Source organism: uncultured Campylobacter sp. (assembly GCF_938041645.1).
Lineage (GTDB): Bacteria > Campylobacterota > Campylobacteria > Campylobacterales > Campylobacteraceae > Campylobacter_B.
Window position 1 is genome coordinate 1 of the sequence record NZ_CALIST010000013.1, and the last position, 25,828, is coordinate 25,828.

23 protein-coding genes and 1 tRNA gene are annotated in these 25,828 nt (G+C 45.2%); 20 read left to right on the forward strand and 4 right to left on the reverse strand.

Annotated features, from left to right (window positions below; genetic code table 11):
* The 14 genes from Q0600_RS01580 to Q0600_RS01645 form a co-directional block, all read left to right on the forward strand.
* A partial coding sequence (locus Q0600_RS01580; RefSeq protein ID WP_298756122.1) for an STT3 domain-containing protein occupies nt 1-2,549 on the forward strand: 2,549 nt, incomplete at its 5' end.
* A 72-nt stretch (nt 2,550-2,621) separates the two neighbouring features.
* Complete coding sequence (locus Q0600_RS01585) at nt 2,622-3,749, forward strand: glycosyltransferase family 4 protein (RefSeq protein ID WP_298756185.1); 1,128 nt, start codon at nt 2,622-2,624, stop codon at nt 3,747-3,749.
* Nucleotides 3,742-4,347 carry an undecaprenyl phosphate N,N'-diacetylbacillosamine 1-phosphate transferase gene (gene pglC, locus Q0600_RS01590; protein ID WP_298756124.1) on the forward strand — a complete coding sequence of 202 codons (606 nt, stop codon included), beginning with the start codon at nt 3,742-3,744 and terminating at the stop codon, nt 4,345-4,347. The genes Q0600_RS01585 and pglC overlap by 8 nt, the downstream gene beginning before the upstream one ends.
* The gene (pglD, locus tag Q0600_RS01595) at nt 4,334-4,939 is read left to right on the forward strand and encodes a UDP-N-acetylbacillosamine N-acetyltransferase (protein ID WP_298756126.1); all 606 of its coding nucleotides are present in this window, start codon (nt 4,334-4,336) and stop codon (nt 4,937-4,939) included. The genes pglC and pglD overlap by 14 nt, the downstream gene beginning before the upstream one ends.
* 110 nt (nt 4,940-5,049) lie before the next feature.
* Nucleotides 5,050-6,147 carry a UDP-N-acetylbacillosamine transaminase gene (pglE, locus tag Q0600_RS01600; protein ID WP_298756128.1) on the forward strand — a complete coding sequence of 366 codons (1,098 nt, stop codon included), beginning with the start codon at nt 5,050-5,052 and terminating at the stop codon, nt 6,145-6,147.
* Nucleotides 6,147-7,952: a nucleoside-diphosphate sugar epimerase/dehydratase gene (locus Q0600_RS01605; protein WP_298756131.1), complete on the forward strand. Its 1,806-nt coding sequence runs from the start codon at nt 6,147-6,149 to the stop codon at nt 7,950-7,952. The genes pglE and Q0600_RS01605 overlap by 1 nt, the downstream gene beginning before the upstream one ends.
* Nucleotides 7,949-8,692 carry an imidazole glycerol phosphate synthase subunit HisH gene (hisH, locus tag Q0600_RS01610; protein ID WP_298756134.1) on the forward strand — a complete coding sequence of 248 codons (744 nt, stop codon included), beginning with the start codon at nt 7,949-7,951 and terminating at the stop codon, nt 8,690-8,692. Before Q0600_RS01605 ends, hisH begins: the two co-directional genes overlap by 4 nt.
* The gene (hisA, locus tag Q0600_RS01615; protein ID WP_298756137.1) at nt 8,692-9,399 is read left to right on the forward strand and encodes a 1-(5-phosphoribosyl)-5-[(5-phosphoribosylamino)methylideneamino]imidazole-4-carboxamide isomerase; all 708 of its coding nucleotides are present in this window, start codon (nt 8,692-8,694) and stop codon (nt 9,397-9,399) included. The genes hisH and hisA overlap by 1 nt, the downstream gene beginning before the upstream one ends.
* A gap of 78 nt (nt 9,400-9,477) precedes the next feature.
* Nucleotides 9,478-10,341, forward strand: a complete 864-nt coding sequence (locus Q0600_RS01620) for a 50S ribosomal protein L11 methyltransferase (RefSeq protein WP_298756140.1) — start codon at nt 9,478-9,480, stop codon at nt 10,339-10,341.
* On the forward strand, nt 10,338-12,287 hold the full coding sequence (gene ftsH / locus Q0600_RS01625) for an ATP-dependent zinc metalloprotease FtsH (RefSeq protein WP_298756143.1): 1,950 nt from the start codon (nt 10,338-10,340) through the stop codon (nt 12,285-12,287). Before Q0600_RS01620 ends, ftsH begins: the two co-directional genes overlap by 4 nt.
* A gap of 127 nt (nt 12,288-12,414) precedes the next feature.
* The gene (pssA, locus tag Q0600_RS01630) at nt 12,415-13,164 is read left to right on the forward strand and encodes a CDP-diacylglycerol--serine O-phosphatidyltransferase (RefSeq protein ID WP_298756146.1); all 750 of its coding nucleotides are present in this window, start codon (nt 12,415-12,417) and stop codon (nt 13,162-13,164) included.
* Nucleotides 13,165-13,248: 84 nt separating this feature from the next.
* Nucleotides 13,249-14,763 (forward strand): 2-isopropylmalate synthase, encoded by a 1,515-nt coding sequence (locus tag Q0600_RS01635; RefSeq protein ID WP_298756149.1) that lies wholly within the window; start codon nt 13,249-13,251, stop codon nt 14,761-14,763.
* A gap of 149 nt (nt 14,764-14,912) precedes the next feature.
* Entirely contained in the window at nt 14,913-15,251 is a 339-nt protein-coding gene (gene atpE / locus Q0600_RS01640) for an ATP synthase F0 subunit C (RefSeq protein WP_298756152.1), read from the forward strand.
* 69 nt (nt 15,252-15,320) lie between these two features.
* Nucleotides 15,321-15,405 (forward strand) — tRNA-Leu (locus tag Q0600_RS01645).
* A gap of 549 nt (nt 15,406-15,954) precedes the next feature.
* On the opposite strand, the gene Q0600_RS01650 is transcribed toward Q0600_RS01645, so the two are convergent.
* From Q0600_RS01650 to Q0600_RS01665, 4 genes are all read right to left on the reverse strand, one after another.
* The gene (locus Q0600_RS01650; RefSeq protein ID WP_298756154.1) at nt 15,955-17,061 is read right to left on the reverse strand and encodes a hypothetical protein; all 1,107 of its coding nucleotides are present in this window, start codon (nt 17,059-17,061) and stop codon (nt 15,955-15,957) included.
* Nucleotides 17,058-17,762, reverse strand: coding sequence for a hypothetical protein (locus tag Q0600_RS01655; protein ID WP_298756157.1), 705 nt, complete (start codon nt 17,760-17,762; stop codon nt 17,058-17,060). The genes Q0600_RS01650 and Q0600_RS01655 overlap by 4 nt, the downstream gene beginning before the upstream one ends.
* A gap of 332 nt (nt 17,763-18,094) precedes the next feature.
* Nucleotides 18,095-18,559 carry a hypothetical protein gene (locus tag Q0600_RS01660; protein WP_298053762.1) on the reverse strand — a complete coding sequence of 155 codons (465 nt, stop codon included), beginning with the start codon at nt 18,557-18,559 and terminating at the stop codon, nt 18,095-18,097.
* 281 nt (nt 18,560-18,840) lie between these two features.
* Nucleotides 18,841-19,887 carry a hypothetical protein gene (locus Q0600_RS01665; RefSeq protein ID WP_298756160.1) on the reverse strand — a complete coding sequence of 349 codons (1,047 nt, stop codon included), beginning with the start codon at nt 19,885-19,887 and terminating at the stop codon, nt 18,841-18,843.
* A gap of 466 nt (nt 19,888-20,353) precedes the next feature.
* On the opposite strand from Q0600_RS01665, the gene Q0600_RS01670 reads away from it, so the two are divergent.
* From Q0600_RS01670 to rpsR, 6 genes are all read left to right on the forward strand, one after another.
* On the forward strand, nt 20,354-21,568 hold the full coding sequence (locus Q0600_RS01670; protein ID WP_298756162.1) for a hypothetical protein: 1,215 nt from the start codon (nt 20,354-20,356) through the stop codon (nt 21,566-21,568).
* On the forward strand, nt 21,565-23,487 hold the full coding sequence (locus tag Q0600_RS01675; RefSeq protein ID WP_298756165.1) for a ribonuclease R family protein: 1,923 nt from the start codon (nt 21,565-21,567) through the stop codon (nt 23,485-23,487). Before Q0600_RS01670 ends, Q0600_RS01675 begins: the two co-directional genes overlap by 4 nt.
* Nucleotides 23,487-24,491 (forward strand): DNA polymerase III subunit delta, encoded by a 1,005-nt coding sequence (locus Q0600_RS01680; RefSeq protein ID WP_298756172.1) that lies wholly within the window; start codon nt 23,487-23,489, stop codon nt 24,489-24,491. The genes Q0600_RS01675 and Q0600_RS01680 overlap by 1 nt, the downstream gene beginning before the upstream one ends.
* A gap of 84 nt (nt 24,492-24,575) precedes the next feature.
* Nucleotides 24,576-24,989, forward strand: coding sequence for a 30S ribosomal protein S6 (gene rpsF, locus Q0600_RS01685; RefSeq protein ID WP_298756176.1), 414 nt, complete (start codon nt 24,576-24,578; stop codon nt 24,987-24,989).
* 10 nt (nt 24,990-24,999) lie between these two features.
* Complete coding sequence (locus Q0600_RS01690) at nt 25,000-25,599, forward strand: single-stranded DNA-binding protein (RefSeq protein WP_298756179.1); 600 nt, start codon at nt 25,000-25,002, stop codon at nt 25,597-25,599.
* A 13-nt stretch (nt 25,600-25,612) separates the two neighbouring features.
* Nucleotides 25,613-25,828 (forward strand): 30S ribosomal protein S18 (gene rpsR, locus Q0600_RS01695; RefSeq protein ID WP_298756182.1); only part of this gene is annotated, 216 nt, incomplete at its 3' end.

Sequence of the window (25,828 nt, forward strand, 5' to 3'; positions counted from 1 at the left end):
TTGATGCAAAAAATTCTGCGAGCAAAAATTCCGCGCACGCCGGCGTTAAAAATTTAAGCGACGATCAAGCGCGCGCTGTTTCTGCAAAAATGCGAGCACAAAAAAAATCCAAAAAGACTAAAAAATCAAGCGGACGAAATTCTACCTCGGTAAATTCTGAAAATTCCGCAGGCGCAAATTCTACAAACTCAAATTTGAAAGGCACTGCGAATTCCACGAGCAAAAATTCTATAAATAAAAATTCCGCTGGCACTGCGAACTCTACAAATAAAAATTCCGCAAAAGCCGCTAATTTGGCTAAATTTAAAAATGCGAATTCTGCAAGTGCTTTAAATTCTACAAACGGCATAAATTCTGATAATTCTAAAAGCTTTACAGCAGAAAATTCCCAAAATTCTAAAGATCAGGCAGCTGGCGCGCTTCCTGCTAGGCGCAGAATTTTTGGCTTCATAAAAAATTATGAGTTTTCCAAGCATATTTTGCTGATGATTGTGTTCGCGTTTGCCTTTAGCGTGGCGTTTCGTATGTGGTGGGTGTATTGGGCGAGCGGATTTCCGAACTACTTTTTTTGGGACGGCGAGCTGATGATAAACACAAACGACGGCTACGCCTTCGCAGAGGGCGCGCGCGACCGACTCGCCGGCTTTCATCAGCCCAACGATCTTAGCTATTTTAGCGCGCCACTTTCGATCGTGACGGCGTTTTTGGCTGAAATTTTGCCCTTTAAAATCGAGACGATCTTCGTTTATCTACCGGCTTTGTTTAGCTCGCTCATCGTAGTGCCGATCTTGCTTATCTCAAGCGAGTTTCGCTGCATGCGCGCAGGCTTCATCGGCGCACTTGTCGCGAGCGTGGCGAATAGCTACTACAACCGCACGATGGCTGGGTATTACGACACCGATATGCTAAATATCGTGCTTGCGATGTGCATTTTGTGGGCGCTCATCCGTATCTGCACGCGCGGTTCGCGCAGCACGCTGTTTTGGCTGGGCGCGTTTGTGATATTTTATATGTGGTGGTATCCCTCCAGCTTCTCGCTAAATTCCATGATGCTCGCCGTATTTTTCGCCTACACGCTGATTTTTAAGCGAAAAAGTGCGGTAAATTACGAAGCGATGATTATCTTTTTGATCGCGCTTTGCTCCACGCCTTTGGTGGCAAAAATTTTAATCTCGCTTACGCTATTTTGGCTCTTTGCATTTAAAGGAAAGCTATTAAATTTTAAAATTTTAGCGATTATCGGCGCGCTTGCCGTAGTCTTTTTCGTCGCAAACGGAGGTCTTAGCCCGATCATCTTTCAGGCAAAATTTTATATCTTCCGCTCCTTTGCGGACAACGCCGATACGGCATTTCATTTTTTCAACGTCAATCAAACGATCCAAGAATCTGGCATCGTGCCGCCTAAGATTTTTATGGAGCGCATCAGCTCGCACGTCGCGGTTTTCGTGATCGCAGCAATCGGATATTTGGTGCTTTGCTTTAGGCATAAGGAATTTTTGCTCTCGATCCCACTTTTGCTTTTGGGCTTTGCGGCGAACAAAGCGGGCCTTAGATTTACGATCTACGCTGTGGGCGTGATGGGGCTGAGCTTCGGATATATTTTGTATTTTTGCGTAAAGCGCTTGGATCTGCCAAAGATTGCGGGACGCGCGATACTGCTTATTTTGACGGCACTTGCGATCTATCCCGCGTGGCAGCACATCGTCTCGTACAAGGTCGATACGGTCTTTTATCAAAGTGAGGTACGGGTGCTAGATGAGCTCAAAGATAAGGCGCAGCGCGAAGACTACGCGCTTTCATGGTGGGACTACGGTTACGGTATACGCTATTACAGCGACGTAAAAACCCTCATCGACGGCGGCAAACACCTAGGCAACGATAATTTCCCCGTTAGCTTCGCGCTTTTTAAGGATCAGATGAGCTCTGCAAATATGGCGCGCCTAGATGTCGAATACACGGAGCGCGGATATAGCGAGAAAATTCCAAACAAGCTAAAGCAAATTTTAAAAGATTACAACGCGACCGACGTCAATGATTTTATCTTAGGCTTGGGACTGGCTGATTTTAAGCCGCCGAAGCCTACGCGCGACATCTACTACATCCTGCCCGATCGTATGATGAATATCTTTCCCGTCGTCACGCAGTTTTCAAACATCGACATCACCGACGGCAAGCAGCTAAGTGAGCTGTTTTTCATAACGAGCGATAGGTTCGTTCAGGATCAAAGCGGCGTGCATATGGACAACGGCTTTTCGATCTCACCGAGCCTTTTAAATTTAGAGTATAGCGGCAGAAAATTTGCGATCAATACCTTTTACGAAACGAGCTACGACGCGAATGGCAAGCTTTCGGTAAAAGAGTTTAATATGGACAGCAGCGCGCAATTTTACGTGATTTTCATGCGTGATTACGGGCGATTTTTGCTGCTAGATAAGACGATGCTAAACTCAAGCTACATTCAACTTTTTGTATTTGAAAGATATAGGCCCGAGCTATTCGAGCCTGTGATCTTAAGCCCTGCTGTGAAAGTTTATAAATTAAAGCGCTAGATAAATTTTGCCGCAAGCTAAGGAGAAATTTATGGAATTTAATCTCGCAACGCCAAAGAAGGAATGCAACAGATGGCTCGCATAGGGTTTTTAAGCCATGCCGATATGAGCTTACATTTCTTTCGCCGCCCGATAATGCAGGCTTTAAAAGAGCGCGGGCACGAGGTTTTCGCAATTGCTCCTCGCGGCGCTTATACGCAGGATTTGGCACGCGATTTTAATGCCGTAACTTACGATCTTGATCGAGCGAGCCTAAATCCGTTTACCGTATTTAGCAACACCAAAGCCCTTGCGCGCGAGCTAAAGAGGCTAAATTTGGACCTGCTGCAAACAGCTGCGCACAAATCAAATGTGTTTGGTACGCTGGCGGCTCGAGAGGCGGGTATAAAATATGTGATAAACTTAGTCGAGGGGCTGGGTAGCTTTTATATCGACGATGATATTAAAACAAGGCTCGTGCGAGCGGTATTGGAGAAGCTTTATAAATTTTCATTTTTGCAGGCGGATGCTTGCATATTTGTAAATGATGCCGATCCCGATTATATGCTATCTCGCGGGCTTATTGCGAAGCAAAAGGTTATAAGAATTAAAAGTGTAGGCGTAAATGCTGAAAAGTTCAACCCCAAAACCGTTAGTGTGGCGGATTTGGGCGAGGATTTGCACGGCAAAAAGATCGTACTGATGATAGCTCGCGCGATGTGGCATAAGGGCGTGAGAGAATTCTACGAAGCAGCAGAAATTTTAAAAGATCGATCGGATGCGAAATTTGTCTTTGTAGGCGAGGGTTTTGCTGGTAATAAAAGTACCGCTGATCCTGCGTTTTTGCGAAGCGGCGCGGTGCATTATCTGGGTGCCAGAAACGATGTGCCTGAGCTCTTGAAGGCTAGTTACCTACTGGCACTTCCTAGCTACAAGGAGGGCTTTCCGCGCACGGTTTTAGAGGCGATGAGCATGGCGCGAGCCTGCGTGGTAAGCGATTGCAGCGGCTGCGTCGAAGCGGTGCAGGATGGCGTCAACGGTCTAATCTGCCGCACTCGCGACGCGAATGATCTTGCGCGAAAGATCGAAATTTTGCTAGATGATGAGCCGCTTTGCGAGAGGCTCGGACAAAACGGGCGCGAGATGGTGCTTGCAAATTACGACGAAAAGATCGTCACGGAAAAATATTTAGAGGTTTATAGGAAATTTATCGATGTATAGGTGTTTTTTAAAGCGCGCGCTCGATTTTACGGCGGCTTTGGTTTTGATCATTTTGGTTTCGCCCGTGATGGCGCTTACGTGGTTCTTAATCCGCAAGCATATTAGCAAAAGCGCGATTTTTACGCAATCTCGCCCTGGTCTTGATGAGCAAATTTTTAAAATTTACAAATTTAAAACGATGAGCGACGAGTGCGGCGCGGACGGCGAATTGCTGCCCGACGAAGAGCGGCTTAATGAATACGGCAAAAAAATTCGCGCGCTAAGCCTGGATGAGCTGCCGCAGCTTTTTAACGTGCTAAAGGGCGATATGAGCTTCATCGGACCACGTCCGCTACTGATTGAGTACCTGCCGCTTTATTCGCCGCCGCAGCGCCTTAGGCACAGCGTGCGCCCGGGCATCACGGGGCTTGCGCAGGTAAACGGACGCAACGCGATCAGCTGGGAGAAAAAATTTGAGTTCGATACGTATTACGCGCAGAATTTAAGCTTCGTGCTCGATCTTAAAATCGCGCTTTTAACGATTAAAAAAGTGCTTGCGAAAGAGGGCGTAAATAAAGAGGGCATGGCGACTACGGAGAAATTTAATGGGCACAACTAAAATTTACGTTTACGGCGCGAGCGGACACGGGTTGGTGGTCGCGGACGTCGCGCTAGTCGCGCGCGGAGCTAAATTTAGCGAGGTCGTTTTTTTAGACGACGCGGCAGGGCTGAAATTTAGCGAGGATCTGCCGAAGCACCCCGTAATAATCGCAATCGGAGATAACAAAACTCGCGCAAAGATCCAAGAGAGGGTGGTGCGAGCGGGTTTTGAGATAGCGACGCTAATTCATCAAAGCGCGATCGTTAGCCCAAGCGCCGTCATCGGCGAGGGCGCGGTCGTAATGCCCGGCGCCGTGATAAACGCGCGAGCTAAAATCGGTCGCGGCGTGATAATCAATTCAGGCGTCGTAATCGAGCACGAGTGCGAGATCGGCGAGTTTGCGCACATTAGCCCAAACGCGGCGCTTGCGGGCGGCGTGAAGGTGGGGGCGTTTTCGCACGTGGGCATCGGCGCTAGCGTCATTCAGAGGCTAAGTATCGGGCAGCGCTGCATCATCGGCGCGGGTGCTGCGGTCGTGCGCGACATACCTAGCGGTTGCACGGCGGTAGGCGTACCCGCTCGGATAGTTAAAAAAAGCGATCAAATTTAAAATTTATAACATTAAAAGTGATAAAATCCGAGCATTTAAATTTAATGCCGAAAGCTAAATTTAGCCTTGCGCCAGGCGAGGTTAAATTTAAAGATCAAGGAAGGATGAAGATGGCAAGAGTATTTTTAAGCCCGCCGAATATGGGCGGCGATGAGCTTGAGTATATAAAAAAGGTATTTGAGAGTAACTATATCGCGCCTTTAGGCGAATATGTAAATCGCTTTGAGGATGCGGTGAAATCATATACGCACGCACGCGGCGCATTAGCGCTAAACGCAGGCACGGCGGCGCTTCATCTGGCGCTTCGCTGCAGCGGCGTAAAGGACGGCGACGTGGTACTTGGCTCCACGTTTACCTTTATGGCGTCGCTAAATCCGATATTTTACGAGCGCTGCGTGCCAGTGCTGATAGATAGCGACGAGAGCTGGAATTTAAGCCCGAAGCTGCTTAAAGAAGCGATCAAAAAATCGCCGAAAAAGCCAAAGGCGCTCATCGTTACGCACCTTTACGGACAGGCTGCGAAGATGGACGAGATATGCGAAATTTGCGCTAATGAAAATATCGATCTCATCGAGGACGCCGCAGAGGCGCTGGGCGGATTTTATAAAGGCAAAGCATTAGGCGGCATAGGAAAATGCGGCGCGCTAAGCTTCAACGGCAATAAAATTATCACTACCTCTGGCGGCGGAATGCTGATCTCAAACGACGAGGAGCTAGTGGCTAAGGCTAGATTTTTAAGCACCCAGGCGCGCGAGCCGCTGCTTCACTACGAGCACAAAGACTACGGCTACAACTACCGCTTAAGCAACGTCTTGGGCGCTATCGGCGTAGGCCAGATGGAGGTCTTGCCGCAGCGCGTAAAGAGAAAGCGCGAAATTTTTAAAATTTATGAGGATCTGTTTAGGGGCACCGACGTGGAGTTTATGCCTGAAGTCGAAGGCGGCAAGGGCAATAGATGGCTTACGACGCTTCTATTTAAGAAAAAGGATGCCCATCTAAAGGTTATCGACGCTCTAAATAAAGCCGACATTGAATCTCGTCCGCTTTGGAAGCCGATGCATCTGCAAAGCATCTTCGCAGGCGTGCTTAGCGTAGTTGACGGCACGAGCGAGGATATGTTCAGTCGCGGCATCTGCCTGCCTAGCGGCACCGATATGAGCGACGAGACGATCGAGCGCGTCGTAAAAATCGTAAAAGAAAACATCTGATGCTGTTAAAACCCACTAAATTTAGCCGCTTCGCGTTTTTTTTGCTAGGAGATATTTTTATCTCGATCCTCTCCGTTTATATCGCGTTTTTGCTGCGATTTAGCGGAGATATACCGAACGAATTTTATAAAGGCGCGCTGCTTAGCGCCTCAAGCCTTACTGCGATTAAAATTTTCTATTTTTGGTTTTTGCGGATCTATTTAGTTCCGTGGAGATTTTTCGGGCTATACGAAGCGAGAAAGCTCTTCTACGCGCACGTGATGGCGGCGCTTACCTTTTTGATCCTGTTTTTTTTAGCGAGTAAAGTTTTTAACCCCTTCCCGCGCTCGGTCATCATTATCGATGCAGCGATCTCGTTTATTTTGATCAGCGGGGTTAGAATTTCAAAGCGGATGTTTCTAAGCGAGAAGAAAAACATCACGAATAACGAGCCTTGCATCGTCGTAGGCGCTACGAGCAAGACCTTTCACGTCCTAAAAGGGATGCGGCAAAAATATATCAATTACTATCCGGTGGGCGTCGTGGACGGGCGGCCTGAGCTAGTAGGGACCTATTGCGAAAACTACGTCGTCAGGGCTAAGAGCGAAATTCCGCAGATGATCAAAGATAGCGGCGCCAAAACCGCGATCATCGCGCTGGCGCTGTATCCGGACGAGCTAAAGGAGCTCTACGACGAGCTTTTTGCGTACGGGCTAAAGGATATCAAGCTCTTTTCGCTTTTGGAGGATGAGAGCAAAAAGATCCGCGACGTATCGATCGAGGATCTGCTCGCGCGCAAGCCCAAAGACCTCGACACCAAGGCGATTGAAAATTTTATCAAAGACAAGATCGTGCTGGTAACGGGCGCAGGCGGCACGATAGGAAGCGAAATTTGCAAGCAGTGCTTGAAATTCGGCGCAAAGAGGCTCATTATGGTCGAGCACAGCGAGTTTAACCTCTACTCGATCAACGAAGCGACGGGCGCGGACGCGCGCAACGAGCTAAAGATGGTAAATATCGTTTATCGTCATGAGCTAGAGGAGGTTTTTGCAGAATTTCATCCCGAGGTAGTCGTGCATGCAGCGGCGTATAAGCACGTGCCGCTATGCGAGTTTAATCCGCATTTAGCGGTCAAAAACAATATCATCGGCACTAAAAACGTAATCGATCTATCCAAAAAATATGGCGCGAAAAAGGTCGTTTTGATCTCGACCGATAAGGCGGTGCGACCGACGAACATTATGGGCACGACGAAGCGTATCTGCGAGCTTTACGCGCTAAATTCCAACGACGCGACAAGCGATACGCAGATCGTCGCCGTCCGCTTCGGAAACGTGCTCGGCTCAAGCGGTAGCGTCATTCCTAAATTTAAACGCCAGATCGAAGCGAACGAGCCGCTTACCGTTACGCACCCCGAGATTACGAGATATTTTATGCTCGTTAGCGAGGCGTGCCAACTCGTGCTTCAAGCAGCCTCCATCGCGCAGGGCGGCGAGCTTTTCGTGCTGGATATGGGCGAGCCCGTAAAGATCGCCGATCTTGCAAAGCGAATGTTGCAGCTTGCCGGTAAGGAGGAGCTGGGTATTAAATTTGTAGGCCTGCGTCCCGGAGAGAAGCTTTATGAGGAGCTTTTGATCGACGAAAACGACAAGAGCACGAAGTACCAATCAATCTTCGTAACCCACTCCGCAAAATACGACCTAGAGGAGCTAAGCTCGCAGATCGAGGAGCTTTCGGAGTGCGAGGACGCGCAGGTTGCGGATAAGCTAAAGCAGATCGTGCCCGAGTTTTCGCACCGATTAAACGATATGAAGGGCACGGCTTGATCGGTATCGTGGATTACGGCGCGGGCAATATCCGAAGCGTGATGAATGCGCTTAGTTTTTGCGGCGCTAAATTTACTCTCGCGCGCAGCCCTGAGGAGCTTTTGAGCTGCGATAAAGCTCTGCTTCCGGGCGTTGGCGCATTCGGCGAGGCGATGGATAGGCTTTGCGCAAGCGGTATGGACGAAGCGATTAAAGAGTTCGTCGCAAGCGGCAGATATTTTTTAGGCATCTGCCTGGGGATGCAGCTTCTGTTTGAACAAAGCGAAGAATTCGGCGCGCGTAGCGGGCTTGGAATTCTACCCGGTCGCGTCGTGAAATTTGACAAAACGAAATTTAATATTCGGGGGGCGGAATCCAGGTCCGAAAATATGAAATTTAGAGAAAATACAAAATTTATATCGGGCGAGACAGAATTTAATTCAGATAGGGCAGAGCTGAGCGAGCGCAGCGGGCAAAATTTTACCCGCGCCGAAAGCCTAAAGATCCCGCATGTCGGCTGGAACAGTGCGCATTTTATAAAGCGCTCGCCGATAAACGGGGGCTTGGGCGAGTTTGAGTATCTGTATTTCGTGCACTCCTACCACGTCCTTTGCGCGCGCGAGATCACGCTTGCGACCACGTTTTACGGCTATGAGTTTGCAAGCGCGATCTGGCGCGAAAATGTATTTGCCTTTCAGCCGCATCCTGAAAAAAGCCACGATGCGGGCATAAAAATCATTAAAAATTTTACGGAGCTATGATGGAGATTTTCCCTGCGATCGATTTGAAACAAGGATGCGCCGTACGCCTTAGCAAGGGCGAGATGCAAAGCGCAAAAATTTATTCCAAGGACCCCTGTGATCTAGCCAAAAAATTTGAAGATCTCGGCGCTAAGTGGCTGCATCTGGTTGATCTCGATGGCGCGTTTGCGGGCGAGGCGGTAAATTTCAAAGCGATCGAGCGGATCGTAAAAAGCACGCGCCTGCGCGTAGAAGTGGGCGGCGGCATCCGCGACGAAGCGCGCATAAAGGAGTATTTGAGCTTGGGCGTCGATAGATTTATCCTGGGCTCGGCAGCGCTTAAAAATAGAGATTTCGTAAGAAGAATGGCGAAGCTTTACCGCATCGTCGTGGGCATAGATGCAAAAGAGGGTTTAGTAGCGACCGAGGGCTGGGCGGAGCTAAGCTGCGTAAAAGCGACCGATCTGGCGCGAGACTACGCGGACGCAGGCGTTTGCGCGATTATCTGCACCGACATATCGCGTGACGGGATGCTAAGCGGCGTAAACGTAGAATTTAGCCGCTCTATCGCGAAAGCTTGCGGCATCGACACTATCGCAAGCGGCGGCGTAAAGGATATGAGCGACATAATCTCGCTTAAAAACGCAGGGCTCATCGCGGGCGTCATCGTCGGCAAGGCATATTACGAAGGCACGCTCGATCTTAAAAAGGCGTTTGAAGCTCTATAAAAACGCCCGAGCGTAAGCAAAGTTTGAACTAAATTTTAGTAATATGCAAATTTTAAAATTTAAAGGCGATGTGAGGCGATGAAAGATTTTTTTTATGAGATGATCGTAAAAAGCGCGAATGCAAGCGAGCTTTTTAAAAACTTTGCGTTTGAGCTCGGCGTTACCTGCGTCGAAGAACGTGGCGAGAGTTTCATAATCCGCGACGAAGAGGATCTGCAAAATTTAAAATTTGCATTTGAAGAGTTTAAAAAGGCGCTCGCGCGATCTCTCAATTTAGACGCCGATCTGCAGATCGAAATTTCAAAAAAGCCTAATATCGATTGGATCGAGCAGTATAAAAAAGGCGTCGCGCCCGTAGCGGTCGGTAAATTTTACGTCCGTCCGAGCTGGTGCGAAAGATCGCAAGATCCCGCGCTAATCGATCTTCTGATCGATCCTGCGCTGGCGTTTGGTTCAGGGCATCACGAAAGCACCAATATGTGCCTGGCACTGCTTAGCGAGCTCGCTCGCGATGGCATGAGCGCGCTTGACGTGGGCTGCGGCAGCGGAATTTTAAGTATCGCGATGAAAAAACTGGGCGCAAAGGTAAGCGCCTGCGATACCGACGAGCAGGCGGTGACAGCTACGCAGCAAAACGCGGAGAAAAACGGCGTACAGATCAATAAAATTTGGCTCGGCAGCGTTTCAAGCTTAAACGAGCAAAGTTCAAACAAAAGCGCGCAGCCGCAGTTTGATCTAATCGTCGCAAATATAATCGCCGACGTGATTTTGATCCTAAGCGCGGATCTGAAAAAAGCGCTAAAACCCGGCGGCAAGCTCGTGCTGTCGGGAATTTTAGAAAAATATAAAGATAGGATTGAGCAAGCCTTTTCGGATCTAAGCTTCATCTGTATGAAACAAGAAAACGAATGGCTCAGCTTCGTATATGAAAGGAAGATATGAATAACAACCAAAACAATCAACCCCCTCAAAATGGCGGCGGAAACAATTTTTTCAATAAAAATCCGATCGGCGTTTTTATAATTTTTGCGCTTATTTTGATAGTCGTGTTTAAAGCGATATCCCCAAGTGGCGGATTTGATAGCGGCGGAGTGCTAGGCTCCGTCTCGGGCGAGAGTAGAAACGTAACTTACTCCGAGCTAAAATCGCAGATCAAAAACTCTCAAGTGAGCATGGTTTCCATCGGAAGTTCCACGATTAAAGCGCAAGTCGGCAACGTAATCTACACCGCCAAGCGCGTGGATGATCCCGAGCTAGTTCAAATTTTAGAATCGCGTAAAATTCCATACGGCGCGTATAACGAGAGCAATTTTTTGACCGATCTGCTCTTTAGCTGGGTCTTGCCGCTCGTGATTTTCTTTGGAATTTGGATGTTTTTAGCCAACCGCATGCAGCGCAATATGGGCGGCGGCGTGCTCGGCATCGGAAGCTCTAAAAACCTGGTAAGTGCCGAAAAGCCGAAGGTTAAATTTAGCGATGTAGCGGGCGTTGAAGAGGCGAAAGAGGAGGTTAAAGAGATCGTAGATTTCTTAAAAAATCCGGAGCGATACATCAGCCTCGGGGCTAAAATTCCAAAAGGCGTGCTTTTGGTGGGTCCTCCAGGCACGGGTAAGACGCTGTTAGCCAAGGCTGTCGCGGGCGAAGCGGACGTGCCGTTTTTTTCGGTATCGGGTTCGAGTTTCATTGAAATGTTCGTAGGCGTGGGTGCCAGCAGGGTGCGCGATCTATTTGATAACGCTAAGAAGCAGGCTCCGGCGATCGTTTTTATCGACGAGATCGACGCGATCGGCAAAAGCAGAACCGCAGGCGGTATCGGCGGTGGTAACGACGAGCGCGAACAGACGCTAAATCAGCTACTTGCCGAGATGGACGGCTTCGGCTCGGAATCAAGCCCGGTGATCGTTCTTGCGGCTACCAACCGCCCCGAGACGCTGGATGCGGCGCTTCTGCGTCCAGGCAGATTTGATAGGCAGGTTTTGGTCGATAGACCCGATTTTGACGGCAGAATGGCAATTTTAAAGGTGCATATGCGCGACGTTAAATTTACCCGCGACATCGATATCGAGGAGATCGCGCGACTTACCGTGGGCTTTGCGGGAGCCGATCTTGCAAACATCATCAACGAAGCCGCGCTTTTAGCTGGTCGCGAGGCAAAGGCGGAGGTAGAGCAAAAAGACCTACTTGAAGCGATCGAGCGCGTCGGTATCGGACTGGCTAAAAAATCGCGCCGCGTAAGCCCGATCGAAAAGCGAATCGTCGCCTACCACGAAAGCGGCCATGCGCTCATCGCCGAGCTTACCAAAGGCGCGATGCCGGTATCGAAGGTAACTATCGTGCCGCGCGGATTGAGCGCTGCGGGATATACGCTAAATTCGCCGTTTGAAAATAGATACCTGCACCAGCGCCATGAAATTTTTGCCGAGATCGATACGTTTTTGGCGGGGCGCGCGGCGGAGGATGTGTTTTTAGGCGAGATCACCGACGGCGCGGGCAACGATCTACAGCGCGCTACCGATATGCTTAAATTTATGGCCACTCAGGTCGGAATGACCGATGCGTTGGGGCTTGCGGTGCTCGAAAAACAGCAGTATTCTTTCCTAAACGGCGGACAGAGCATCAAGGATTACAGCGAGGTAACGGCGGTTAAGATCGACGAATATGTCCGCAAGACGCTGGATGAGCGTTACGCGGCGGTAAAAGAGACGCTAAGGACCTACGCTCCGGCGATCGAGGAGATGGTAAAGGCGCTGTATGAGAAGGAGACGGTCTCGGGCGAGCAGATCGTGGAGATCATCTCTAAATTTGAAAAAGATAACGACATGCCTACCCGGCTAGTGCGAAATTTGGGCGCTAACGATGATATCGAAAACGCAAAGAACGAGGCTTAAATTTAAAGCCTCGCGCGCGGTAAAAGCTTAGGGCTAAATTTTAAGAAGGTCGCGCTAAAATGCTTTATGCGCGATCCGCGGCACCGAATGAAAAGCGGTGTAAAAATAAAATTTTAAAGAGTAAGAGATGGAAGAGGAAAAGGGAAAACTAATCTATATATTGCCGAATTTTTTCACGGCGGCAAGCGTATTTTTGGCGGTCATCAGCATAATTTCTACGATCAAGGGTAACTTCAGCGCCGCGATCTTTTATATCATTTTATCCTTGATCTGCGACGGACTCGACGGCCGCGTAGCGAGGCTAACGCATGCGACGTCGAAATTCGGCGTGGAATTCGATAGCCTTGCGGATATCGTTGCTTTCGGCGTCGCGCCGGCGCTGCTATTTTACTGCGCGGTCGGGCACGATTACGGTAAGGTCGGCTCGCTCATAGCCGCGCTTTACGTGGTTTTCGGCGCGATAAGGCTGGCGCGATTCAACGTCACTACGGGCACCTACGAGCCTAGCGTTTTTATCGGGCTACCGATACCAACGGCAGCGATTACGATGGCGTTTTGGATCGGAATTTATCTAAAATATGAGCTTTCCAAAGGGTTTGGCGTATTTTTGATCATCGCAATGGCGGCGCTATCGTTTTTAATGGTCAGCAACATCCGCTTTCCAAGCTTTAAAAAGATCAGCCTAAAGCGCCCCAACGCGATTAAAATTTTAGTGCTTCTAATCGTCGTATTTTTCTCGCTTTTATATCTTTTCAGGCTGGAATTCCCTGCGGTGCTCACTTTGGTTTATATCATTTACGGTTTGGTTCGCGGAGCTTTAAATTTAAGTGCGGCTAAATTTCATAAAAAAGACAAACCCGAGGAAACGGCGAAATAATCTCAAACATATTTATCGCCGCGATTGTTTTAAGCTTGCACGGCTATAATTTCGCCAAATTTTAACGATTTGAAAGGACAAGCAATGGACAAAAATAAAATCATAATCTTCGATACGACGCTTCGTGACGGCGAGCAAAGCCCCGGAGCATCGATGAATACGGACGAAAAGATCCATCTTGCGTTACAGCTTGAAAAGCTGGGCGTAGATGTTATCGAGGCGGGTTTTGCGGCGGCGAGTCCCGGGGACTTTGACGCGATAGAAAAGATCGCGGGTGCCGTTAGCAAGGCTCGCGTCTGTTCGCTTGCGCGCGCTTTAGAAAAAGATATCAAAACCGCAGGCGAAGCGATAAAGGGCGCGAAGCTCGGGCGCATCCACACCTTCATCGCCACAAGCCCTATCCATATGGAATTTAAACTCAAAATGCAACCGCAAGAGGTCATAAAGCGCGCCGTAGAGTCTGTGCAATACGCCAAAAGCCTATGCGAGGACGTGGAGTTTAGCTGCGAGGATGCGTGCAGAAGCGATATGGGTTTTTTAAAAGAGATCTGCGACGCTGCGATAAACGCTGGAGCCTCCACCATAAATATCCCCGATACGGTGGGTTATCTCTATCCGGATGAGATCACCGCCCGAATAGGCGAGATCGTTAAGCTTATCGACGGGCGCGCCGTAGTTTCGGTGCACAATCACAACGACTTGGGAATGGCTACTGTAAATTCCTTGGCTGCCATCTTGGCGGGAGCCAGACAGGTCGAGTGCACGATAAACGGTATCGGCGAGCGCGCGGGCAACGCCGCGCTAGAGGAGATCGTGATGGCGATCAAGACGCGCAGGGATAAATTTGCGCCGCTTTATACCGATATAAATTTGAAAGAAATTTACCCATCCAGCCGCCTAGTCGCGAGTATCACGGGTATCGAGCCGCAGCCTAATAAAGCGATCGTGGGCAAAAACGCCTTCGCGCATGAAAGCGGCATCCACCAAGACGGCGTGTTAAAACACAAAGAAACCTACGAGATCATGCATGCTGAGGATATCGGGCTTGATAAAAACTCGCTCGTGCTGGGCAAGCACAGTGGCCGTCACGCCTTCAAAGACAAGCTGGTATCTTTGGGATATGAGCTTAGTAACGAGCAGGTTGAGATTGCGTTTAATAAATTTAAAGTGCTCGCCGATAGCAAAAAGGACGTTTTCGACGAGGATATTAGAGAGCTTGTAAACGACGAGTTCGTGGGAGCCGAAAAGACCTATGAAGTGCTAGTTTTAAGCTCCAATAGCTGCAACAAAGGACACGCTAGCACTGCGCTTACGCTAAGGTATAAGGATGAAATTTTAAGCGACAGCGCGCTTGGAAACGGCGGCGTAGATGCGATATTTAAGGCGATAGACCGCATTAGCGGCATCAGCGGTAGCCTGAAAGAATACCAAGTAAAAGCGGTCTCGCAGGGCAAAGACGCGCTGGCGAAAGTAACCGTCAAGGTGGAATTTGCGGGCGAGGGCGCCATCATCGGCAGAGGACTTGACGTAGATACGATGCTGGCGTCTGCAAAGGCCTACGTTGCGGCGCTAAATACATATTTGGACGCTAAACGTTAGATTGCTCGGCGGGATTTGTTAAATTTAACGCAAATTCCGCCAGATTAAACAAATCAAAAGCAAAATTTTAATAATATTTCACACTTAAAACGTTGGAGTAGGGGGTATTGAGCCGAAACTCGTTTTAAAATTTATTTATGGAGACTTTTATGAAAAAAGTTCTTGTATTGTTATTTGCGCTTTGCGGCGTGGCTTTCGCTAGCGAGCAGCTAAGCGCTTACACTCAGATCGTTTCTTTTTCTGCAATTACCGTTGCAGTTGTTTTAGGTCTAGCCGCTTTGGGTGGCGCGTTAGGTATGGGAAATGCCGCTAGTGCGACGCTTAACGGCATCGCTAGAAATCCGAGCGTAGCTAGCAAGCTATCGAATACGATGTATATTTCGCTAGCGATGATCGAAGCGCAGGTTATCTATGCATTAGTTATTTCATTTATCTTGCTTTTCGTAAATCCTTTTTTGACAGCGGGTTTAAAGGCTGCTGCAAATTAATCAAAAGCCCGAGAAATCGGGCTTCAAACTTATATAATTCAAGGCTTGAGATTAAGCTTTAAAATTTATGCGACCGTGGTGGAATTGGTAGACACGCTATCTTGAGGGGGTAGTGCCGCAAGGTGTACGAGTTCAAATCTCGTCGGTCGCACCATCTATTAAAATTTTCCCTATTTTTTAGTCTTTTTGAATTTTTAGATAATTTTTTAAGCCCTATTTTTGGGAATTTTAAAATTGCTCTTAAAAAATTCTTAATACTTAAAACTACCGATTGATACATATATTTTAAGAAAAACTACTATATATTAAAAAATTATATAGTAGCTTTTTCTGTGCTCCTGCCTTGTTAATCCTTTGAGGAAATTCTATAATCTGCCTAAAATTACTATACAAAGGAAGAAAGATGACGGAAGTTTTTACCAAAATTAAGGATAATCCAATTTTTAAATCAGACCCTAATAAGTAGTCAGGAATTTTATTTTGCCGCAATATAAGCGCACTATGGTCGAAGTTTTAGATGATTTTATAGCTGTTCAATTTTATAGCTCACAGGCCAGAGACGAACGGTTAAAACACACAGGCACTATCACTATACGCAAGGTGGCAAGTTAATCAAAGTTCTAGGCAATGCCGATGAAATAACATTCGAAGGGGCTAGAATATTGTTAATATTCATAATTTGTGCTACCAGTAAATACATGCTCTATGCTGCTCCTAGCGTATAGTTTGGGTTGCTATGGTGCATAAACATATAAGTTTTTGCTTCATTGCCGTTTATGGCAGGTATGGTTACTTTTACAAATTCACCTTCTTTTAACTCTCTACTAAGCGAGATTGTAAAATTCATCTTTCCTGCTTTTTCTACCGCATTTGCATTTGAAACATTTACTGCTATCTCATCTGCTTTGTGCAGGGTTATGTCAAGACACTCTTGGTATGGATTAAAGTCTTCTATAATAAGGCTATCATTTACTATAAGCTTATTATCAATTAGTTCATATTTTATATTGTCTTTTGTTTTATATATGTTTGAGCCTTTTTCTATTTGAGTGCCGTCAGTTAGTTTGCGACCATGAAAATATACCTGACCTTTTCCATCCTCATCTCTTATAGTGTCTTTGCCGTCGGCAAAGTATGTATCATAGCCGGCTCCCCCAAGAAGCAAATCGTTTCCGCTTCTGCCTTGAAGCAAGTCATCTCCACTACTGCCGAACAATACATCGCCTTTCCTGTCGCCAAATATAGAACCACTTGGCTCACCATTAATGTTTAAAATTTTTCTAGCTTGTGTCGATAATGGTCTTGTATAAATAGAACCATCATTATTCCTAACTTCTATAAAGCCATTTGAGGTAATATTTATATTATCGTTATCTTCTCCATATATTTTCTTAAATATACTTCCCAAATCCCAATCAACAAGAGATAATGCCAAATTTACACCAGTAATTATCCAACCTTGCGGTGTCAATAATGCCGCACCAGCAATAATTGCATCTCCTAACGCCCCAACCATTTGTTTCATTTTGCTTTCACCCATAGTGCTATCAATTAACACATTTCCTGCTGCGGTTTCTACAAACAAAACAATAGCCCTAGCTTTGCTTTTTAAAATTTTCTCGGGTATATCAGTGAAATTTTCAGCAATACTATAACCACTGCTTGCACTATTCCACATTTTACGAATATTTTTTAAATTATCTTTACTATTTTCAGAAAGATTGAATTTAGTAAATTTTTCAATAATAATTTTTTCAGCTTTATCCAAAGCAACTCTTGCTTTCGCTTCTCTGCTACCTGTTGAATTCATCGTTCGCTCCTTGTGTTATAAAAATTTTTATCAAAAATTCCAAAGCTAGTTTTAGCATTTGAAATATTTAATTTCACATTTTCTAAAAAGTATTTTTTAAATTCTTTAAATTCTTTGTCGTTGCAAATCATAATATTCATCACTTTTCCATTTTTGCTGTAAATGGTAAGACAATCATAAACGCTATCATTGATTTTGCCACCATTTATTGTATGAGTTATGATTTTTGGAATTGCATAAAATACAACGATAAGTGCAAAAATAAAAAACAAAATAATAGGCTCATTGAATGCAAAAATTGCGTATATGTATGTAGAAATAATAATCAAAAGTAAAATTTTGGCAACTAGTGAAATTTGTTCGTTCCCATCTCTAAAATCAACGCTAAATTTAACATTTTTAATATCTTTTACTTGCATAAAATCAAAAGATTTATCATTTTTAATTTGGCTTATCATTTCATTTTTCAGAATAAAATAATTTTTGCCCAAAAATTTCATAATGTAAGGAATTGCTACCATAAGAGATAAAATCGTAAAACCATTGACTTTTTCTGGTTTTGCGATACACAAAATAATAAAAGCTAAAATCATTAAAAATATACCAATCAAATTTACTTGTGGTTTGTAATCTTTTATAATAATCGGCTCTTTATCATAATCCCTTAAATTTTTGTTTTTATTAAAAACATCGTTTACCAAATTTGATCCTTTTTATAAAATTTCCTAGTAAATTCAATCTTGGTCAGTATCGTTTGATACTGAATTTTATGAATTTACAAATTTAAACTTGCTATTGCTTTTAAATTCAAGTAACAAGTAAATTTAAATTTACAAATTTGATATTTTGATCTGTTTGATCTGAATTGCCCTCGGTTAAATCCAAAGAATATAGCAGTCTTTTTTCTGCTTTATTCAACTCGTTTGTTGCCTTATTAATTCTGCTTGAATTACTCATTTTTTGCCCTTTTTATTAAAATTTTTTATATTTAAATTTGCTATGTTTTTTCTTATTTCGTTTTCTTGTTCAGAAGTTAAACTAAGAATTGTATTGTTGGGAAAATTTTAAATCTTCTTTTTCTAAAAATAGCCATCAATTCTGTAACTCCACAATATCCATACGAAAAAAATCTATCAATTTGTTTTGCATGTAATATAATTTTAAAACCAAAAATATCCTTATAAACCATTTTATCTTCATAAATTTCAAAATAATCAAAAAAGATTATCGAATATAAAATTTGTAAAACTATAAACGAAATATAGGCACAAAACATATTTAAAATCAGACTAAATATGCCAATATCAAAAACAAAATTTGGTATAGCAAATATTATCGGTATCCAAGCTATCAACAAATAAACAATTAAATCAAAAGCCACATAAAACGGATTTCTTTTATCAAGTCTATAAAGTAGTTTTGGCTTGTTTTGATTTTCTAAATTCGTGTTTTCATCTAAATTTTGATTATTTTCTGAATTTTCTTTTAGTTTTTCCAAATTTACCCTTTTTATAAAATTTTATTGTAAATTCAATATCGGTCAGTATCGCTGATACTGAATTTTATGAATTTACAAATTTAAACTTACTTTACAAATTCACACAATTAGTAAATTTAAATTTGCAAATTTAATATTTGGATCTGTTTGATCTGAATTAGCCCTCAGTTAAATCTAAATAGCATAGCAGTCTTTTTTATACCACAGCTTGTTAATTGTTCAATCCCATATATACCCCGCCCATGCTAGCTCTGCATATGTTTTTAGCGCCTCAAACTTTCTCATTTTCTATCCTTTCTGAAGAATTCTTCTATCATCTTTTGATTACATATATCCAAATACTTCTCCCTGCCGCTATCGCAAGATATCCCGTATCCTCTCGACTCGCTTCCAAAAGCCTTTATAAAGCTTTCGCCTAACGCTCCTTGGTATCTTACGTTTTCGTATATATTATCGGCTAGTATCCTGCCCGTTTTTCTATCTTTTATGATTCCGCCGTAGTTAAAGCTTAGACCGATTAGGTCGTCAAGAAAGGTTTTGATATTTGGTGCCGGCTCTATGCGCCAGTCCGTCATCCTATTTTCTTTTTCCAATACCAACTCTATATCGGCTATCCCATCTTCATTGATTTCTTTACGAGCTACGCATTTGTCTTTGTAAATTTGCTTGAGATCTTTCATATTGTATTTTATGTAGCTTAATATTTTAGACGGTTTTATATCTATCGTCGAGGCATTTCTATCATCAAGTAATGATTTTATCTCTCTGATTATTTTATCCTCGCTTTCATGATTTGATTGTAGTTGATTAAAAAATATATTTAATTCTTCATACGTTATCGGGATACTCTTTAAAAAGCCTCTTGTGCTTAACTTGGCTGATAAAAAGCACTCTTGTGCGGTATAGTCATCCAGATAAATTCTAAAATATTTACCGTTTGTGACAGGATTTTCGCTTTTTTCTTTATAATCTATGAAATTTACGTAGCCGTTTATCAAAGATATGAAATTCGCATCGGTCGTATTTGCAGGGAAATTTAGCCAATTGGTTGGATCTATCAAAGGAAAACCGCTTATATTCCATTCGACTATTTCTCTTTCTCCGGCATAGTAAGCATGTATGGCGGGCTTTTCATAGACGTTTATCTTGGCATATTTAAAATCATAATAGGCCATAATTGCTTTAAGTACGACAATATCCCCGAAAAACACCATAAACCAAACAAAAAGCCAAAGCAGTTTGCGTTTGCCTTTAGGGGCGATTAAGGCGACAAAAAAGCTTATGGTAAAAAAAGCGGGTATTATGAAAAGAAATACTATACTGCGCATATCTAACCTTTATAAAAATACATATGCAAATTTGTAAAGCCCAAAAAGCTTCTTTAGTAGCAATATTTTATTGCTCTATATCTTAGCTCGTCATTAAATTTCATATAAATTCATCTGCTTGAATTTATATGGAATTTTAAAAACTAGCTTGAGCATCTTAAAATTATTTTCGGTTTTTAAGTCTTTTTGGCTCTTCAAACTTCTGTTTTAATCAAGCTCTTTATAAACGGAATTTCGATGCATTCTATACGAAAGGGGATTAAAATTTTATAAAACAGCGGATGAAATTTTAGGTTTGCCGTCACGATAAACGGGCGGATTAATCTGCGATTTTCAAACGCAAAAAAAGCACTTCAAAAGCCCGCGAGCCGAAGCGGAATTTAGATGCAACGGCGGCGTTTTGCTTTGCAATTTGAGTTAAAATTTGATATGATTGTGCGAAATTTATATTGAACGGCTTTTTAAAATGAATAAATTTATAACCCAAAAAATAGGCGCGCTCGCGGGCTTTAGCGATGAAATTTTAAAAATTTTAGCATCGTTTGACGCGGATGTTTCGGACGTCAGGCTCGCTTTGCAAATTTCAAAAAACGCCCCCCTCGCGGATAAAATTTTAGATTTAGCCTTTTGCGATTTGTCTAAATTTAGCGTCGAAGGGCTCGCGAGGCAAAATTTCGCCGCTACAGATGAGCAGTGCGATTTCCAAAGCACAGAGCCTATGAGGCACGGTTTGCAAGACGCTGCGAGCGAGCAAAAAGGCGCAGACTTAGCAGGGCAGGGCGATAGTCTTAAATTTAATCACTCAAATGACGCAAGCAGCGTAAACTACAGCGACGAGAATTTTAAATTTAACCCATCGCAGGCCGCGAGCGATACACAGCGGCGAAATCAGCACGTCGCCGCGAGGGCTGATTGCACGCTAGGTTCGGGCATTTCCGCGCAAGCTGAACGAGCACATGGACTAGAGCCGATACAAGAGCGGGGGCAAGCGCAGCAGCAAAAACAGGAGCAAGAATGGGGCAGAGCGCAGGAGCTGGGACAAGAGCAGGGCGCCGCGGCACTAAAGACGTTAAATTTACAGCGAGCGTTTGAGCTTTACGGGCGCGAGCAGATGCGGGCGTTTTTTCTATTCGCAGTATTCGACGAGATGCTAAAGCCGGATTTGCAGGCGTATCGCATCGATCGCGAAAAGCTCACGCAGGTCTCGCTACTGCGAAATCTGCTTATGTTTTCGTGGATCAAATCCTACCCGCAGATTGAGCAAAGTATCCTCTCAAGCGTGATTTTAGTGGAGTTTGGGCGAGTTTTTATCGATGAGCAGGTGTGCGCGGCAGGCAAGGCGGAGGAATTTTACCACGCCATCAAAGGCTCGATCTTTCCGCAGGATTTTACCGATGTGGAGATGGAATTTACCGGCACGAACCGCGAAAGCGTCTCGCACGCGCTATTTGCGCATTTCGGGCTAGAGCAGATCGCGCAGGACGCGCTGTATTCAAACGTCCCCGATGACGCGCCTTTTGAGAACAAATCCCGCTATGCAATGCTAAAGATCGCCAAAACCGCGGTCAATATCTACCATCACTTCGACGAGCTTAGCATCGATAACGCTTTAAATTTACTAGTCGAGTTCGGCTTCGAGCAAGAGGCGTTTTTAGAGGCGAAAGGCGAAATTTCGATATGAAAGAGTTCCTGCGCGCCTTCAACTCGGGCGTATTTGAAAAGGATCTCAGCGGCGAGCAAAAGGAGCTCGTGCGCAACCTCTTAAATATCGGCGCTATCAGCGTGCACAACGGCAAGCTCTACCTAAACGACGGCTATGTTTTCGGCAGGCTCGACATCGCGCGCGACGGCACGGGCTATCTGCAAAGCTTCGACGACCGCTTCAAGGCAGATCTCATCATCGAAAACAGATATTTAAGCGGCGTGCATCTGGGCGATCTGATCCTAGCTAAAATTTTAAGCTCAAGAAAGTCCCGTCTGCACGCAAAGGTGCTGATGTGCGTCAAGCCCGCATTTTTAACGAGCGTGGTTTATACCAAAAGCTTCGGGCGCGAAATTTTAGGCGTGAACGCCAAAACCGGCCTCGCAAATCCGCTCAAAGCCACGCAAAAATCGCTAAAGCAGTTGCCCGCAAATACCCTTTTAAAGATCGATAATTTAACGAACGAAATCACCGAGGTGATCGGAAACTTAGCCGATCCCTTCGTCGATGAGAAAATTTCTTTAGCAATCTACGATAAAAACGACGAATTTAACGAAGCGTGCAAGCGGCAAGCCGCGAGCTTCGGCAGCGAAGTGGACGAGGCGCTGTATCCGCAGCGCGTGGATTTGCAGCATCTGCCCTTTTGCACCATCGATCCCATCGACGCCAAGGATTTCGACGACGCGATCTATTTTGACGTAAAAGAGCGCACGCTTTACGTTGCGATCGCCGACGTGAGTGAATACGTAAGCGAATACTCGCCGATCGATAAGGAGGCGAAATTTCGTGGCTTTTCGATATATTTCCCGCACAGATCCGTGCCGATGCTGCCGCGCGAGCTTAGCGAAAACATCTGCTCGCTGATGCCAGATCTGCCTAGATTAGCCTTTGTTTTTAAAATCGCTTTGGATGAAAATTTAAACCCGCAAAAAGAGGAGCTTTTCGAAGCGATTATAAGATCAAAACGTCGCTACGATTACGACGAAGTCGATGAAATTTTACGCACCCGCAAGGCGTGCGAGCCTGAAATTTTAAGCTGGCTCTTGCCGCTTAATGAAATTTGCGAGCGCCTGCGCCGCGCGAGGCTAAAACGCGGATTTGATTTCCGCACCAAGGAGCTTCGTATCACGCTTGATGGGCACGGCCTAATAAGCTCCACTCGCTTTGAGACCGACACTCCGTCGCACAAACTCATCGAGGATTGTATGCTGCTAGCCAACAAAGCCGCCGCGGCGCGCATCGAGCGGGGCGTTTTTAGAAATCACGGCTCGGCGGAGCTTAAAAAAATTTACGCTCTGCTTGACGATCTGGCGCTGTTCGGCATCGACGCGCCCTATCAGAGCAACCTCGCCAAAATGATCGGCGAAATCCAAGCGCAAGCCGATACTATGGGTATCCGAGAGGAGGTCGATAAGCTCATCATTAAGGCTCAAAAGCGCGCCGAGTACGGATCCGAATCGCGCGGGCATTTCGGGCTCGGATTTGATAACTACACGCACTTCACAAGCCCGATCAGGCGCTATTCCGATCTCATTTTGCACCGCTTACTAAAGGCGCAGATGAGGGGTGATGAGAAATTTTATAATTACCTGCTTTTAAACATCGATGCGACGTGCGCGCGGCTAAACGAGCTAGAGCGCGAGGCGGATAAGGTCGCGTTTGATTTTATGGACCGAAAATTTGCGCGCTGGGCCGCGGAAAGCTTAGGCAAAAAATTCCGCTGCTACATCGACGAAAACGGAAATTCCGTCACAGCAAAGCTCGACGACAAGCTAAAGGGGGCCAAAATTTTAGTTTCAAATTTCGCCGGCGACATTTTAACTCCCGTGCTAGTCGAGCTTACGGACGCAAACATCGCTAGCGGAGTGATCTTAGGCAGGGTGGTAAAGAAAATCTGATGTATAGAAAAGAATTTGACGGGCTTATCGCAAGCGGAAGAGTGCCTAATTTCGTGCTTTTGCGCGGCGGAGACGATTTTTCAAACGAGCTTTACGCGCAGCGATTGAAGCAAATTTACGCCTCGGAAAATTTTTTGAGTTTGTATTTTTTGGAGTATGATTTTGAGCAGGCGCGAAGCTTCTTGGAGCCCTCGCTTTTCGGCGGTAGCAACACGCTTCACATCAAAACCGCCTCGCTCATCAAAAAAGAGGAGCTGCGAAGGCTCATCGCGCTGTGCAAGGCGGATGCGAACAACCATCTAATCTACGAGCTAAACGATAGCGAAATTTCGGTAAGCGCGGATTTTATCAAGGAATTTGAACGAAACGAAGTGAGGTTTTTCAAACCCTCGGGCGTGAATGAAGCCATAGCGCTGCTTGCGCAAAAATGCGAGATGTGCGGGCTTTTTGCAAACACCGCCGCGCTTAGCAGGATCTACGCCATCCACAACGAAAGCCTGAGCTTAAGTGCGAGCGAGATAGAGAAATTTGCAAGTTTGGGGCTCGAGCTTAGCCTGCAAAACGTAAATTTGATGGTTTATGGCCTTAGCGAGATGAGCTACGACGAGCTTTTCGATAAAATTTTCGGTCTAAGCGACTTTCGCGTAGATTTTTACAAAATGGCTCTGGGTGGCGGATACAACGAGATGGAGCTGATAAATTATTTCTACCGCCTGATTTATAGAATTTTTCGGCTGCACGCTTACGTGAAAATAAACGGCAGATTTGATTTTAAGGCGGTTTTAGGCTACCAGCCGCCCCCTTCCGTGGCCGCACAGATGCAGCGCTACGCCACTAGTTTTTCTACGCGGACGTTTTATCAAATTTTCGCTCACTTAAACGATTTGGAATTTGAACTTAAAAGCGAAAAGAACGTAGCAAAGGATGAGCTTTTGCTTGCATCGTTTTTGAGGTTGCAGCGCATACTGCTAAGTTCGCTCGGGCAAAAAGCAAATATTAAGTGAAATTTTAGTAATATCCCTTTGCATTTTTTGCAAAATCCTTGCCCGCAGACGCTGTTTGCGAGCTAAAATCCATAAGGAGAATTTATGAGAAACTACGAGGTTTTATTCATCGTTAAGCCCACGCTTACCGACGATGAAGTTAAAACAAAAGTCGATTTCGTCAAAGAAATCATAACCAAAAATGGCGGAGAGATCGCTTCCGTGATCGAAATGGGCGCTAGAAAGCTAGCCTATAAGATCGACAAATATGAGCGCGGAATTTATTTCGTAATCTATTTTAAAGCCGAGCCGAGCTTGATCTCCGAACTTGTTAGAAATCTACGCATCACCGAAGATATCATTAGATTTTTGACCGTCAAATATGAGACTAAGCGTGAAATTTCTGCTTGGGATAAACTAAGCAAAGGCATCAAACTAAGCCCTGCGAAAAAAGAGCGCGAGTCAAAAGCGCCGGTAGAGCCGAAAGAGCCTGAAGAAGCAGCCAAAGAGGGCGAATAAAGGATAAAATATGTTTAATAAAGTAGTTTTGGTAGGTAATTTGACCCGAGATATCGAGCTTAGATATCTGCAAACGGGCACCGCCGTAGGTAAAACCGGCATCGCCGTCACGCGCAGATATAATAGCTCAAACGGCGAGAAACGCGAAGAAACGTGCTTTATAGACATAGATTTTTTCGGTCGTACGGCCGAGATCGCAAATCAATACTTGCGAAAAGGTAGTAAAATTTTGATCGAAGGCCGCTTAAAGCTAGATCAGTGGCAAGATCAGAACGGACAGAACCGAAGCAAGCACTCCATTAGCGTAGATACGATGGAGATGCTAGGAAGCAATCAAGGTGGAAGCGGCGGCTATAATCAAGGCGGCAATTACGAGGGCAGCAATTATGGCGGAAGCTCCGGCGGCTACGGCGGAGGAAATTCTAACTATAGCGGCGGTAATTACGGCGGAGGAAATAGCTATGCTAATAGACAAAACTCAAATTTCAAAGGCGCAAAAAACGATTACAATGCGCCTAAACAAAAAGAGCAGAGTTATGAAAGCACGATTCCGGAAGTCGATGTCGATGCCGATAAATACGATGACGGCAACGATACGATCCCATTTTAATTAAGGAAAAATCATGGCAGATAAGAGAAAATATACTAGAAAGTATTGCAAATTTACGGAGGCAAAGATCGAATTTATCGATTATAAGGACACGGCACTGCTAAAGCACTGCCTAAGCGAGCGCTTTAAGATTATGCCGCGTCGCTTAACCGGCACTAGCAAAAAATACCAAGAGATGGTAGAAAAGGCTATCAAGCGTGCGCGCCAAGCAGCCCTTATACCTTACATC

Bases quoted from the DNA above. Each gene is read 5' to 3' on its own strand.
- pglD (WP_298756126.1), top strand. From the start codon at position 4,334: ATGGGCACAACTAAAATTTACGTTTACGGCGCGAGCGGACACGGGTTG.
- Q0600_RS01605 (WP_298756131.1), top strand. From the start codon at position 6,147: ATGCTGTTAAAACCCACTAAATTTAGCCGCTTCGCGTTTTTTTTGCTA.
- ftsH (WP_298756143.1), top strand. From the start codon at position 10,338: ATGAATAACAACCAAAACAATCAACCCCCTCAAAATGGCGGCGGAAAC.
- hisA (WP_298756137.1), top strand. From the start codon at position 8,692: ATGGAGATTTTCCCTGCGATCGATTTGAAACAAGGATGCGCCGTACGC.
- Q0600_RS01585 (WP_298756185.1), top strand. From the start codon at position 2,622: ATGGCTCGCATAGGGTTTTTAAGCCATGCCGATATGAGCTTACATTTC.
- Q0600_RS01620 (WP_298756140.1), top strand. From the start codon at position 9,478: ATGAAAGATTTTTTTTATGAGATGATCGTAAAAAGCGCGAATGCAAGC.
- Q0600_RS01675 (WP_298756165.1), top strand. From the start codon at position 21,565: ATGAAAGAGTTCCTGCGCGCCTTCAACTCGGGCGTATTTGAAAAGGAT.
- atpE (WP_298756152.1), top strand. From the start codon at position 14,913: ATGAAAAAAGTTCTTGTATTGTTATTTGCGCTTTGCGGCGTGGCTTTC.
- Q0600_RS01650 (WP_298756154.1), bottom strand. From the start codon at position 17,061: ATGAATTCAACAGGTAGCAGAGAAGCGAAAGCAAGAGTTGCTTTGGAT.
- Q0600_RS01680 (WP_298756172.1), top strand. From the start codon at position 23,487: ATGTATAGAAAAGAATTTGACGGGCTTATCGCAAGCGGAAGAGTGCCT.
- rpsF (WP_298756176.1), top strand. From the start codon at position 24,576: ATGAGAAACTACGAGGTTTTATTCATCGTTAAGCCCACGCTTACCGAC.
- pssA (WP_298756146.1), top strand. From the start codon at position 12,415: ATGGAAGAGGAAAAGGGAAAACTAATCTATATATTGCCGAATTTTTTC.
- Q0600_RS01670 (WP_298756162.1), top strand. From the start codon at position 20,354: ATGAATAAATTTATAACCCAAAAAATAGGCGCGCTCGCGGGCTTTAGC.
- Q0600_RS01635 (WP_298756149.1), top strand. From the start codon at position 13,249: ATGGACAAAAATAAAATCATAATCTTCGATACGACGCTTCGTGACGGC.
- Q0600_RS01665 (WP_298756160.1), bottom strand. From the start codon at position 19,887: ATGCGCAGTATAGTATTTCTTTTCATAATACCCGCTTTTTTTACCATA.
- pglE (WP_298756128.1), top strand. From the start codon at position 5,050: ATGGCAAGAGTATTTTTAAGCCCGCCGAATATGGGCGGCGATGAGCTT.
- pglC (WP_298756124.1), top strand. From the start codon at position 3,742: ATGTATAGGTGTTTTTTAAAGCGCGCGCTCGATTTTACGGCGGCTTTG.
- Q0600_RS01690 (WP_298756179.1), top strand. From the start codon at position 25,000: ATGTTTAATAAAGTAGTTTTGGTAGGTAATTTGACCCGAGATATCGAG.